Origin of the sequence: Micromonospora sp. NBRC 101691 (assembly GCF_030269285.1) — a bacterium.
In the GTDB taxonomy this organism is placed as follows: Bacteria; Actinomycetota; Actinomycetes; order Mycobacteriales; family Micromonosporaceae; genus Micromonospora; species Micromonospora echinospora.
This window is the reverse complement of sequence record NZ_BSTB01000007.1, coordinates 137,106-149,194: the sequence shown is the minus strand read 5'-3', so window position 1 is coordinate 149,194 and position 12,089 is coordinate 137,106. Positions and strand designations below refer to the sequence as shown.

Annotated in this window: 11 protein-coding genes; 6 read left to right on the top strand and 5 right to left on the bottom strand. The window is 72.4% G+C overall.

Annotated features, from left to right (window positions below; translation table 11 throughout):
• Positions 1 to 47: 47 nt before the first annotated feature.
• Entirely contained in the window at positions 48 to 2,333 is a 2,286-nt protein-coding gene (locus tag QSK20_RS13925) for an MMPL family transporter (protein WP_285789029.1), read from the top strand.
• 166 nt (positions 2,334 to 2,499) lie between these two features.
• On the opposite strand, the gene QSK20_RS13920 is transcribed toward QSK20_RS13925, so the two are convergent.
• Entirely contained in the window at positions 2,500 to 3,756 is a 1,257-nt protein-coding gene (locus QSK20_RS13920) for an erythromycin esterase family protein (RefSeq protein ID WP_285789028.1), read from the bottom strand.
• A 72-nt stretch (positions 3,757 to 3,828) separates the two neighbouring features.
• On the opposite strand from QSK20_RS13920, the gene QSK20_RS13915 reads away from it, so the two are divergent.
• Positions 3,829 to 4,020: a DUF2795 domain-containing protein gene (locus QSK20_RS13915; RefSeq protein WP_285789027.1), complete on the top strand. Its 192-nt coding sequence runs from the start codon at positions 3,829 to 3,831 to the stop codon at positions 4,018 to 4,020.
• Between the two features lie 193 nt (positions 4,021 to 4,213).
• On the opposite strand, the gene QSK20_RS13910 is transcribed toward QSK20_RS13915, so the two are convergent.
• Entirely contained in the window at positions 4,214 to 5,113 is a 900-nt protein-coding gene (locus QSK20_RS13910; protein ID WP_285789109.1) for a Gfo/Idh/MocA family protein, read from the bottom strand.
• Between the two features lie 165 nt (positions 5,114 to 5,278).
• Here QSK20_RS13910 and QSK20_RS13905 point away from each other — a divergent pair, with 165 nt between their 5' ends.
• Complete coding sequence (locus QSK20_RS13905) at positions 5,279 to 5,674, top strand: hypothetical protein (protein ID WP_285789026.1); 396 nt, start codon at positions 5,279 to 5,281, stop codon at positions 5,672 to 5,674.
• 61 nt (positions 5,675 to 5,735) lie between these two features.
• Positions 5,736 to 6,212, top strand: a complete 477-nt coding sequence (locus QSK20_RS13900) for a hypothetical protein (protein WP_285789025.1) — start codon at positions 5,736 to 5,738, stop codon at positions 6,210 to 6,212.
• A 93-nt stretch (positions 6,213 to 6,305) separates the two neighbouring features.
• Here the strand turns inward: QSK20_RS13900 and fabG are convergent, their stop codons facing one another.
• Positions 6,306 to 7,064, bottom strand: coding sequence for a 3-oxoacyl-ACP reductase FabG (gene fabG / locus QSK20_RS13895; protein WP_285789024.1), 759 nt, complete (start codon positions 7,062 to 7,064; stop codon positions 6,306 to 6,308).
• A gap of 244 nt (positions 7,065 to 7,308) precedes the next feature.
• Positions 7,309 to 8,961, bottom strand: coding sequence for an alpha-amylase family protein (locus QSK20_RS13890; protein ID WP_285789023.1), 1,653 nt, complete (start codon positions 8,959 to 8,961; stop codon positions 7,309 to 7,311).
• A 94-nt stretch (positions 8,962 to 9,055) separates the two neighbouring features.
• Here QSK20_RS13890 and QSK20_RS13885 point away from each other — a divergent pair, with 94 nt between their 5' ends.
• On the top strand, positions 9,056 to 9,658 hold the full coding sequence (locus QSK20_RS13885) for a DUF1349 domain-containing protein (protein ID WP_285789022.1): 603 nt from the start codon (positions 9,056 to 9,058) through the stop codon (positions 9,656 to 9,658).
• A gap of 117 nt (positions 9,659 to 9,775) precedes the next feature.
• On the top strand, positions 9,776 to 10,447 hold the full coding sequence (locus QSK20_RS13880; protein ID WP_285789021.1) for a DedA family protein: 672 nt from the start codon (positions 9,776 to 9,778) through the stop codon (positions 10,445 to 10,447).
• 191 nt (positions 10,448 to 10,638) lie between these two features.
• On the opposite strand, the gene QSK20_RS13875 is transcribed toward QSK20_RS13880, so the two are convergent.
• Complete coding sequence (locus tag QSK20_RS13875) at positions 10,639 to 12,027, bottom strand: chitinase (protein WP_285789020.1); 1,389 nt, start codon at positions 12,025 to 12,027, stop codon at positions 10,639 to 10,641.
• Positions 12,028 to 12,089 lie beyond the last annotated feature (62 nt).

Sequence of the window (12,089 nt, the reverse complement as noted above, 5' to 3'; positions counted from 1 at the left end):
CGTCCGTTTCCCATCCACGACCCCGAGGACAGGACTAGAAAACCATCATGGCGACCCTCTTGTACCGGCTCGGCCGGGGCGCGCTACGGCGACGGCGACTCGTCATCACCCTCTGGCTCGTCGCACTCATCGGACTCGGGGGCGCCGCGGCGCTGTTCCGCGGCCCCACGTCGAGCGACTTCACCATGCGCGGCACCGAGTCGCAGGAGGCCCTCGACCTGCTGGCGAAGGAGTTCCCGGCGGCCAGCGGCGCCACCGGCACCATCGCGGTCAAGGCGCCCGCCGACGGGCAGCTCGGCACCCCGCAGGGGCAGGCCGTGATCCGGGAACTGGTGCAGGAGGCGAGCAGCCTGCCCGGCGCGGTCGGCGCAGTCGACCCGTTCCAGGCCGGCGCGGTCTCGCCGAACGCGCGGTACGCCCTGATCCAGGTGCAGTTCTCCGGTGGCGCTGACGAGGTCACCGACGAGCAGCGCGAGGCGTACGAGGAGATCGGCGCGCGGGCCGAGAGCCAGGGTTACCAGGTCGCCCCCGGTGGTGAGGTGCTCAACGCCGAACCGGAGGTCGGCTCGACCGAGGCGATCGGCGTACTGGTGGCCCTGATCGTCCTGGTGGTGACCTTCGGTTCGTTGGTCGCGGCGGGAATGACCATGCTCAACGCGCTGATCGGCGTCGGCGCGGGCATGGCCGGGCTCTTCGCGCTCAGCGCCGTCATCGACCTGACCAGCACCGCCCCGATCCTGGCGCTGATGCTCGGTCTGGCGGTCGGCATCGACTACTCCCTCTTCATCACCTCCCGGTACCGGCAGAACCTGCTCTCCGGGCTCACCCCCGAGGAGGCGGTGGGACGCGCGGTGGGGACCGCCGGCTCGGCCGTGGTCTTCGCCGGGGCGACCGTGGTCATCGCGCTCGCCGGGCTCGCCGTGGTCAACATCCCGTTCCTCACCGTGATGGGTCTCGCCGCCGCCGGCACGGTGACCGTGGCGGTGCTGGTGGCGATCACGCTCCAGCCGGCGCTGCTCGGCTTCGCCGGCCAGCGGGTGCTGCCCCGCAAGCTGCGCGGCACCGCCACGACGAACAGCACTGCCACGACCGACGGCACCACTCCGACCGGCGGCACCACTCCGACCGGCGGCACCACTCCGACCGGCGGCACCACTCCGACCGGCGGCACCACCCCGGCCGGCGCGGACGTCGCCGAGGACCGCTCCGGCTTCGGCTTCCGCTGGGCCCGTTGGGTCACCCGGCTGCGGATCCCGGTCATCCTGGCCGGCCTGCTCGGGCTGGGGCTGCTCGCCGTCCCCGCCACCGACATGCGGCTGGCCCTGCCGGACGCCGGCACCGCCCCGGTCGGGTCGCCGGCCCGGACCTCCAACGACCTGATCACCGAGGGCTTCGGGCCGGGCTTCACCGGTCGCCTGGTGGTGGTGGTCTCCGGTGACTCCGCTGAGCAGACCACCGCCGCGCTGCCCCGGGTCACCCAGGAGATCCAGGGCACCGAGGGAGTGCTCGCGGTCGCCCCGCCGCAGCTCGCCCAGGACGGCCGCACCGCCCTGCTGGCGGTCATCCCGGAGACCGGGCCGACCGACCAGGCCACGGAGACCATGGTCCACGACATCCGCCGCGCGGTCGACGGGACCGACGGGGTCGACGTGCTGCTCACCGGCGTCACCGCGATCGGCATCGACGTGTCGGAGAAGCTCGCCGACGCGCTCCCGGTCTACCTGCTGCTCGTCGTCGGACTCTCCGTCCTGCTGCTGATGCTGGTGTTCCGGTCGATCCTGGTGCCGGTCAAGGCGGCCCTGGGCTTCCTGCTGACCGTCGCGGCGACCTTCGGCATCACCGTCGCGATCTTCCAGCAGGGCACGCTCGCCGACCTGGTCGGGCTGGACACCCCCGGTCCGCTGGTCAGCTTCCTGCCGATCCTGCTCATCGGCATCCTGTTCGGGCTGGCCATGGACTACGAGGTCTTCCTGGTCTCCCGGATGCGGGAGGACTTCGTGCACGGGGACACCGCCGCCCAGGCCACCATCAACGGCATGGGGCACGGCGCCCGGGTGGTCACCGCCGCCGCGCTGATCATGATCTCGGTCTTCGGCGGCTTCGTCTTCCTCGACGACCCGATCATCAAGTCGATGGGCTTCGCGCTCGCGATCGGCGTCGCCATCGACGCCTTCGTGGTGCGGATGACCATCGTCCCGGCGGTGATGTCGCTCCTCGGCGACAAGGCGTGGTGGCTGCCCCGCTGGTTGCAGCGGGCCCTGCCGAACGTCGACATCGAGGGCGAGGGGCTGCGCGCCCACCTCGACGAGAAGGCCGCAGCCGGCGTCCGCTGATCCACCCCACCCCACCCCACCCCGGCACCGCTCGCCGGACTGCGCGCCCGGCTGCGCGCCCGGGGTGGGGTGGTAGCAGGGGTCCCCTGCACCGCAAAAAGCGGTAGCAGGGGGCCCCTGCAAACACCCCAGCCGGATGCGGTGCGGCTCGCGAGCCGGGCGCGGTTCACATGCCGGCCGGGTAGGTCTCCAGCTCGCCGGGGGTGGTCAGGGCGGGCAGCGGGTGCAGGGCGGTGGTCTCGTCGCACCAGACGAAGGCGTCGTAACGCTCGCCCAGTCGGGTCGGCACGTAGTTGGACCGCGCCTCCCGGGACGGGTCGTAGACCACGCCGATCGCCCGGTGGTCGACCGTGCCGGTGACCCAGTCCGGCTGGTCCGCGCCGTCGAAGACCAGCACCGCCCGTTCCGGCAGCAGTTCGTGCAGCCGGTGCTCCAGCGAGCCCGGGCGGGCCGGCGGGCTGGTCATCGCCTCGGCTGCCGACCCCCAGCGCGGCGCGGCCACCACACCGCCCCGGTAGCTGCCGAACCCGACCAGCACCACCGCCGCGTCGCCGTGCCGTTCCCGGGCGAGCTGGCCGATGTTGACCAGGCCGCCCCCGGCCATGTCGGTGGCCCGGGCGTCACCGACATGGGTGTTGTGCGCCCAGACCACCCCCCGGGCGTCCGGGCCGTACCGGTCCAGCAGGCGGTCCAGGGTGTCCGCCATGTGGGTGTCCCGCACGTTCCAGGAGTCGTCCCCGCCGTTCACCATGGTCCGGTAGTACCGCTCCGCGCCGGCCACCACCTCCGCGTTCTGCCAGGCCGAGAAGCGGTCCGCGCCGTCGGCGGCGGCCTGTTCCCGGGTACGCGCCAACAGGCGCACCACCTCCTCCTCGCACCGCGCCGAGACGAACCGGCTGGCCAGCCCGTACTCCTCGGGTCGTTTGCCGTACGGCTCGAAGCAGCGGTACGCGTCCTGTGCGGCCTCCAGCGACGAAGGGTCCTCCTCGCCCAGGTAGTCGAAGATGGCCTGCATCGACTCCCAGAGGCTGTAGACGTCCAGGCCGTGGAAGCCGGCGCGGGCCGCCTGCGGCCGGTCCAGGTTCCAGGCGCGCAGCCAGCGGCAGAAGCGGGCCACCTCGGCGTTCGCCCACATCCAGGTCGGCCAGCGTTCGAAGCGTTCCAGCGCGGCCAGCGGGTCGGCCGCACCGCGCGGGACGGCGGTGACGGAGCGGTTCACCCGGTCGCAGTCCGGCCAGTCCCCCTCCACCGCCACGAAGGAGAAGCCGCACTCGGCGATCAGCCGACGGGTGAGCTGTTCCCGTAGCCGGTAGTAGTCGTAGGTGCCGTGCGTCGCCTCGCCGAGCATGACGATCCGGGCATCGGCGACACGGGCCAGCAACGGGTCGAAGTCGCTCGGTGCGCCGAGCCGCTGGACCAGCATGTCCGCGGCTACCCGGGGCGGGTCGGGGCAAACCACGGGTGTGCGTCGACCGCCAGCGGGTAGCCGACGTCCATGACGGTCACCGACGGACAGTGGTGGGAGTACCTGGCCGGACTGGACTACCCGGTGTCCCGGGAGGACCTGGTGCGCCGGGCCCAGGAGGTCGGCGCGGGCACCGGCGTGCTCCAGGCCCTCCGGTCGCTGCCGGTCGAGGAGTTCGCCTCCGCCGACGAGCTGACCGACGCCCTGGCCACCATCGCCTGACAACCGAACCGCCTGCCCGACGCCACGCCTACCGCCCGCGCCCCCGCCCCGCCCGCGTCCACGTGCGTGCAGGGGTCCCCTGTTACCGCTTTTTGACGTGCAGGGGGCCCCTGCTACCACCCGGGCGGTGGGCGCGGGAAGCGGGTGTGGTGTGGGAACGGGGTCAGGGACGGAGTGGGGCGGGGCCGGGCGGTCAGGAAACGGCGTGGGAGCGGGAGTCGGTGCGGGACCGCTCGGCAGCGGCGAGGACGGCGACCACCTCCCGGCCGAACCGGACGTCGCAGTGGTGGTCCCGGGTGCCCGCGTCGATCTCCTCCAGCAGCTGGTCGACGGCGAGGCCGAAGGCGCTGACCGGCCGGCCGTCCCCGGGTGGCACGGCCGCGACGCCGTTCTCGCCGAAGAAGACGACGTCACGGGTCAGCGCCTCGGGCGGCGCGTCCAGGGTGAGGGAGAGTGAACTGGTGGCCCCGCTCTCGTGGGTGAGCAGCAGGTGCACCAGCCCGCGCGGCCCGTCGGTGGCGGACACCCGGCTCACCGGGCCGAGCACCGGCAGGACCATCGACAGCGCGTGCGGGCCGATGTCCCAGAGCGCGCCGTGCTCCCGTCGCCAGGTCGAGTCCGCGTACGGGGTCTCCGGCTGGAAGATCGAGGAGAACAGGGTGACCCGGGCGTGGTGCCAGCCGCCCGCCGCGGCGGTCGCCCCGAGGAAGCCCACCGCGTTCGGGTGGAAGCGCTGGGTGAAGAAGACCACCGAGGCCACCCCGGACTGTTCGGCGGCGGCGACCACCCGGTCGGCGGCGGCCAGGTCCAGCGCCAACGGCTTGTCCAGCAGCAGGTGCCGGCCGGCGGTGGCGGCCCGGACCGCGATCTCCGCCTGCACGTCCGGCGGCAGCGCGACGGCGACGGCGTCCACCGCCTCGATCAACGCGTCGGCCTCGTCGTAGGCGGGTACGCCATGTCGCCGCGCCAGCGTGGCGGCCTTCTCCGGATTACGTCCCCAGACCCCGGCCAGCTCGGCGCGTGGATGCGCGGACAGCGCCGCCGCATGCGTCTCCGCCGCCCAGTGACCGGTGCCGAACAGTCCGAACCTCAGCAAGCCCGCACCCCCATCGTCGATCGGTCCTGGCCAGCCGCCCGGTCCGCGCTCCCACGCTAGTCCGCCGGACGCGCCGACGCAGCAGGCAGCAGGTCGTCCCGGAGGCCGACGGGACGCTGAGTACGCTGTCCGGGTGACCGAGGTAGGGACGGGGTGGCCCCGATGACCAGCGCCGCCGCAGCCGGCTCACCGGTGGACGGAATCCTCGCGACCGTCACGATCGTGCTGTCGCTCGTACTCGCGGCGTGGAGCCTGCTGACGGCGGCGCGCAACCGGCCCCCGGACCGCACCCACCTGCTGGGCCTCGCCGTGCTGGAGGTCGCGCTGCTGGCGCTGGCCGTGGTCGCCCTGGTGGCGCTCGGCGGGGGCGACCGGCCGGGCGAGCCGGGGGCGTTCGCCGGCTATCTGGTGACGCTGGTCTTCCTGCCGCCGTTGGCGGGGGTGCTGGCGAGGATGGAACCCACCCGCTGGGGCGCGGCGATCATCGGGGTGGTGTGCCTGGTCCTCCCGGTGGTCGTGGTCCGGCTCCAGCAGACCTGGGAGGTCGTCGGTGGCTGACCGACCGGAGACGCCCTCGTCGACCGACCGACCGGGGACCTCAGCGGCCGAGCGGCCGGGGATGCCTGCGGCTGCCGAGCCGCCAGAAACCTCGGCGGCCGACCGGCCCGGGGCCTCGGCGGTGAGCCCGCCCGGGGCATCCGCACGCGCCACCGGTCAGGGACCGGGACGGCTGCTGATCGCCGTCTACCTGCTCTTCGCCATCGCGGCGACCTCGCGGGCCGGGCTTCAGATCGTCACCAGGTTCGACGAGGCCCCGCTGGCGTACCTGCTCTCCGCGCTGGCCGCGGTGATCTACATCGTGGCGACCGTCGGACTGGCCCGGGGCGGACGCTCGGGTCGCCGCATCGCCCTGGTCTGCTGCACGATCGAGCTGGTCGGGGTGCTCGGGGTGGGTGCGCTCAGCCTGGTCGACCCGGCGCTCTTCCCGGACGACACGGTCTGGTCCGGGTTCGGCAGCGGCTACGGCTACGTCCCGCTGGTGCTCCCGGTGCTCGGTCTGGTCTGGCTCTACCGAACCCGGCACGAGCGGGCCTGACCCCGGTCCCGTCGTACGGGCCGCCTGACGCCCGGGTCGCGCGGGCCCGGTGGACCAGCCACCGGGCCACGGACCGGGCTCGACGGGCGGTGGTCAGTCGCGGGGACCACCGGCGACGTAGACGACCTGGCCGGAGACGAAACCGGCCCCCTCGCTGGCCAGGAACGAGATGGTGTGCGCCACGTCCTCCGGACGACCGACCCGGCGGACGGGGATCTCGGCGGTGGCGTGCTTCTGGAGGTCCTCGAAGTCCACCTTCATCCGGGCGGCGGTCGCCGCGGTCATGTCGGTGACGATGAAGCCGGGCGCGACCGCGTTGACGGTCACCCCGAACGGGCCGAGTTCGATCGCCAGCGTCTTGGTGAAGCCCTGGAGACCGGCCTTGGCGGCGGCGTAGTTCGCCTGCCCCCGGTTGCCCAGCGCGGAGGTGCTGGAGAGGTTGACGATCCGCCCCCACTTCTGGTCCACCATGTGCTTCTGGGCGGCCTGGCTGAACAGGAACGCCCCGCGCAGGTGCACCCCCATGACCGTGTCCCAGTCGGTGTCGGTCATCTTGAACAGCAGGTTGTCGCGGAGCACCCCGGCGTTGTTGACCAGGACGGTCGGCGGCCCCAGTTCGGCGGCGACGCGCTCCACCGCCGCCGCCACCTGACTCCGGTCGGACACGTCCGCGCCGACGCCGAGCGCCCGGCCGCCGGCCGCGCCGATCGCCGCGACGGTCTCCTCCGTCGCCGACTCCTCGATGTCGACCACGGCGACCGCCAGACCGTCGGCGGCCAACCGGCGGGCGGTGGCCGCGCCGATCCCCCGCGCGCCTCCCGTGACGATCGCGACCCGCTGCCCTCCGGCCATACCTACCTCCCAGTAACAAGGCGACCCCCGCACCCTACCCCCCCGGGCCCGCACCACGCGGACCCGCGCGGGAAGGACGGTGCGGGCCGCACGCCAAGGCGGTTACGCCGCTCGGGGTGAGGTGCCTGCAGGGGACCCCTGCTCCCCAAAAAGCGGTAACAAGGGGCCCCTGCAGTGCAACGGCAGGCGCACAGAGAAGCAGAGCACGGACCGCGCGGCGGCAGGGCGCGGCGGCCGTACGGAGTCAGGCGGACCAGGCGCGGCGCAGCCGGATCCAGCGGTAGCCGTAACCGGCGATCCGGAGTTCGTCGAGCTTGCCGACGCCGCCGTAGTCCCGGTCGGTGAGGACGTCGATCGGCAGGTCGGCCTCCTGCTGGAGCATGCTGAGGTCCACCACGGCGTCCTGCGTGCCGAGGTTGTGCAGGAAGAGCATCGTGCCGGTCGCGCCGTCGGCCCGGTGGGCGAGCACGCCCGGCGGCATCGGCACGTCGATGTGGGTGGTGGAACCGGAGCCGATCTCGGGGGCCTCGCGCAGCGTCCGGATCATGCGCTCGAACCAGGCCAGCAGGGAGTTGCGGTCCCGACGCTGGTCGGTGACGTTGACCTTCTCGTACCCGAACTCCCCCTTCTCGACGACCGGGCGGACCAGCTTCTCCGGGTCCGCGGTGGAGAAGCCGGCGTTCGGCTGGTACGACCACTGCATCGGGGTACGGATCGCGTGCCGGCCGGGCAGGGAGAGGTCCTCCCCCATCCCGATCTCCTCGCCGTAGCGGAGCACCGGCGTGCCGCGCAGGGAGAACTGGAGGGCGTACGCCAGCTCGATGCGACGACGGTCGTTGCCGAGCATCGGGGCGAACCGGCGGCGGATGCCCCGGTCGTAGATGCGCATGTCCTTCTCCGGGCCGAACTGCGCGTACACCTGCTCGCGCTGTTCGGCGGTGAGCCGGGACAGGTCGATCTCGTCGTGGTTGCGCAGGAAGGTGGCCCACTGCGCGCCGTGCGGCAGCGCCGGGGTGTCCCGCAGCGCCTCGATGACCGGCTCCGGGTCCTGCCGGGCGAGGGCGAGCATCAGCCGCCCGTTGAGCATGAAGTCGAAGAGCATGTGTACCCGGTTGGCCGAGCCGGCGGCGTCGCCGAAGAACTGCGGCAGGTCGTCCGGCTCCACGTTGGCCTCGGCGAGCAGGACCGCGTCGCCCCGGCGCCACTGCACGTGCTGGCGCAGTTCGGTGAGGAACTCGAAGTCCTTGGGCGCGTTGGCGTTGCCGGGCTCGGTCAGCTCGATGATGAACGGCACGGCGTCCATCCGGAACCCGGAGACGCCCAGCTGAAGCCAGAACGACATGATCTTCTTGATCTCGTTCCGGACCTCGGGGTTGGTCATGTTCAGGTCCGGTTGGTACTTGTAGAACCGGTGGTAGTACCAGGACTTCGCGGTCCGGTCGTAGGTCCAGGTCTCGTGCTGTTCGCCCGGGAAGACCATGCCCTGGTAGCGGTCCGCGGGCGCGTGCTCGGACCAGACGTACCAGTCGCGGTACGGCGAGTCCGGCGAGGACCGGGCCGACTGGAACCAGGGGTGCTCGTCGGAGGTGTGGTTCACCACCAGGTCGATGATCACCCGGATGCCCCGGTTCGCCGCCTGGTGCAGCAGTTCGGCGAAGTCGCCGAGGGTGCCGAAGCGCGGGTCCACGTTGTAGAAGTCGGTCACGTCGTAGCCGTCGTCCTTGTTCGGCGACGGGTGGATCGGATGCAGCCAGAGGCAGGTCACACCGAGGCGGGCCAGGTAGTCGAGCCGGCCGATGAGGCCCCGGATGTCACCGACGCCGTCGCCGTCGGAGTCCGCGTACGTGTCGATGTCGAGGCAGTAGACGACGGCCTCGGAGTACCACCTGTCACCCATGCCGCCATACCTTCTCCCGTGGGTCGTCCCGGCAAACACGAGCGCGCCTCGGTGCCGCCGACGCAGACCCGCCGGGGCCGGTAGCCTGCCGGACATGAAGCACGAGGACGGCCCGCAGCCGGTCGACTGGACCGAGGGGAACTGGTCACGCCAGCCGGTGCGCGTCGAGGCGACCCCGACCGGTGACCTCCTCGTCGAACCCGCCGCGACCAGCGACCTCTGGCGGCACACCAGCTACGGGTTCGTGCACGACGACGCCCCGGCCCTGCTCGCCCCGTTCGCCGCCGGGAGCGCGGTCGAGGTGAGCTTCCGGCTGGACTACACGGAGCAGTTCGACCAGGCCGGCGTGCTGGTCCGGGTGGACGAGGAGCAGTGGATCAAGGCCGGCGTCGAGGTCTCCGACGGCCAGCCGCAGGTCGGGGCCGTGGTCACCCGGGGCGTCTCGGACTGGTCGGTCGCCCCGGTGCCGGAGTGGGTCGGCCGGGAGGTGACGGTGCGGGCGAGCCGGGCCGGCGACGCGCTGACCGTCCGCGCCCGGGTCGACGGTGAGCCGTGGCGACTGGTCCGCCTCGCCCCGCTGGCCCCGACGGCGGTGGCCACCGCCGGTCCGTTCTGCTGTTCACCGACGCGCGGCGGACTCACCGTACGCTTCACCGGCTGGCGTCGCGGCCCGGCCGACGCCGCCCTGCACGACTGAGCCGACCGGATGCCGCGCCTGCGGTGTCTTTCGGGTGGCGGGCGCCACGACGAGGTGTGACCGCCCCGGAATCGGGTAGCACCATCCGATCGATGGGCTTCCGGCGGAAGGACACGCATGGCACTCGCCGACAACGTCGACCCGGCACAACTCGGCGGGCTGACCGGTTGGGTGGCCGGCGTCATCGAGGCGATGGGCGCGCCCGGGGTGGCCCTGCTGGTCGCCCTGGAGAGCATCATCCCGCCGATTCCCAGCGAGATCGTCCTGGCGATGGCCGGCTACCTGGCCGGCGAGGACCGGTTCAACGTGGTGGTGGTCTGGGTGGCCGCCACCGTCGGTTCGCTGGTCGGCGCGCTCGCGCTCTACTGGCTCGGCGCGGGGCTCGGCGAGGACCGGCTCAAGCGCTGGCTGGACCGGCTCCCCCTGGTGGACACCGACGACCTGGAACGCGCCGACCGCTGGTTCGAGCGGCACGGCCGTTGGGCGGTGCTGTTCGGCCGGATGGCGCCGGTGGTGCGCAGCCTGGTGTCGATCCCGGCCGGGGCGAACCGGATGCCGCTGGTGGAGTTCAGCCTGCTGACCACGCTGGGCAGTGGCGTCTGGAATGCGATCTTCGTCGGCCTCGGGTACGCCCTCGGGTCGCGCTGGGAGGAGATCGACAAGTACAGCAGCTGGTTCGACTACGGCATCCTCGCCATCTTCGCCCTGATGATCGCGAGTTGGGCGGTGAAGAAGGTGCGCCGCCGCCGGGCCCGGCGCGACCGGCAGTCGGTGACCACCGGTCGCTGACCACCGGCGACGGCCGACCCACCCGTGCCAGACCACCCGCGATCATGGAGTTTGGGTGCCAGACAATCTATACAAAAACCGCTGATCGGGCGCCACAACTCCATGATCGACGGGCCGAGTGGGGCAGGGCGGAGGTCTGGCGGGGCGGCCCGAACGTCGCGTGCACTGCGCGACGTCCGGGCCGAGCAGGATCAGGGCAGCGTCGCCAGGTGCGGCTTCACGGTACGGGCGAAGCCGTTGCCGTTGCTGACGTCCCAGTTGACCGACCAGGTCATCGCGCCGCGCAGGCCCGGGTAGGTGCGCGGCGGCCGGAAGCTGCCGCAGTTGGTGCCCTTCGCCAGGCAGTCCAGCGCGGCGTTGACCACGCTGGGCGGGACGATGCCGCCACCGGCCGCGCCCGGACCGGCGGGCAGCCCGAGCGCCACCTGGTCGGGGCGGAGCCCGGCCTCCAGCTGGATACAGGTGAGCGCCACGATGAAGTTCACCGTGCCCTGCGGGTACGCGGCGTTCCGGTCACAGCCGAGCATCGCCCCGGAGTTGTAGTACTGGGTGTGCACGACGGTGAGGATGTCCCGGATGTCCAGGGCGAGCTTGAAGTAGCTGGTCTGGGGCGACTGCATGTCGATGGTCTGCGGGGCCATCGTGATGATCAGGCCGGACCCGACCTTCGCCCGCAGCGACCGCAGCGCCTGGCCCATGTAGGTCGGGTTCAGGCCGTTCTCCAGGTCGATGTCGACCCCGTCGAAGCCGTACCGCCCGATGAGCGCGTGCACGCTGTCGGCGAAGGCGACCGCGCTGGCCGCGTCGTTGACCGCCACCCGCCCGGTCTCGCCGCCGACCGAGATGATCACCTTCTTGCCCCGGGAGCGGAGCGTCTGCACGTCCGCCCGGAAGTCGGCGTCGGTGTAGCCGCCCAGCGACGCGGACAGGCCCGGGTCGACCGTGAAGGACACCGCGCCGGGCGTGGCCGTGGCGTCGGCGAAGGCGACCGCGACCACGTCGTACTCGTTCGGCACGTCACGGAGCCGCAGCTCGACCGCCGGGTTGTCGAAGTTGTGCCAGTACCCGGTGAGCACGTGCTTCGGCAGGCCGGTGGTGGGCGGCGGCGTGGTCGGGGGCGGTGTGGTGGGCGGCGGGGTCGTCGGGGGCGGGGTGGTGGGCGGCGGGGTGGTCGGCGGGGTGCCGCCCCCGCAGGCGGCACCGTTGAGGGTGCAGTTGCGCGGCGCGCCGGAGCCGGTGGCGAGGAAGCCGAACGACACCGACGCGCCCGGGGCGATGCTGCCGTTCCAGGAGCGGTTGGTGAAGGTGTGCCGCTGACCGGAGGACGTGAGCAGGGCGTCCCAGTAGGAGCCGAGGGTGGTGCCGGCGGGGAGCTCGAAGGTGAGGTTCCAGCCGTTGATGGTGCTGCCACCGCCGTTGGTGATGGTGTACTTCCCCTCCCAACCGGTGCCCCAGTCGGCGGTCTTGACGAAGGTCGCGGTGGCTCCGGCGGCGAAGGCGGGCATCGCCACCCAGGCCGCGCCGACGGTCGCCACGACGGCCGCGACCAGGGAGAGGACAAGAGATCGGGAACGTTTCACAGGACCCTCCAGGCCCGAGCGGGCATCCATGGATGTCGACAGGTCCGGTAATTATCAAGAAA

Coding starts and splice junctions, on each gene's coding strand:
- QSK20_RS13925 (WP_285789029.1), top strand. CDS start 48: ATGGCGACCCTCTTGTACCGGCTCGGCCGGGGCGCGCTACGGCGACGG.
- QSK20_RS13920 (WP_285789028.1), bottom strand. CDS start 3,756: ATGCTGGTCCAGCGGCTCGGCGCACCGAGCGACTTCGACCCGTTGCTG.
- QSK20_RS13915 (WP_285789027.1), top strand. CDS start 3,829: ATGACGGTCACCGACGGACAGTGGTGGGAGTACCTGGCCGGACTGGAC.
- QSK20_RS13905 (WP_285789026.1), top strand. CDS start 5,279: ATGACCAGCGCCGCCGCAGCCGGCTCACCGGTGGACGGAATCCTCGCG.
- QSK20_RS13900 (WP_285789025.1), top strand. CDS start 5,736: ATGCCTGCGGCTGCCGAGCCGCCAGAAACCTCGGCGGCCGACCGGCCC.
- fabG (WP_285789024.1), bottom strand. CDS start 7,064: ATGGCCGGAGGGCAGCGGGTCGCGATCGTCACGGGAGGCGCGCGGGGG.
- QSK20_RS13890 (WP_285789023.1), bottom strand. CDS start 8,961: ATGGGTGACAGGTGGTACTCCGAGGCCGTCGTCTACTGCCTCGACATC.
- QSK20_RS13885 (WP_285789022.1), top strand. CDS start 9,056: ATGAAGCACGAGGACGGCCCGCAGCCGGTCGACTGGACCGAGGGGAAC.
- QSK20_RS13880 (WP_285789021.1), top strand. CDS start 9,776: ATGGCACTCGCCGACAACGTCGACCCGGCACAACTCGGCGGGCTGACC.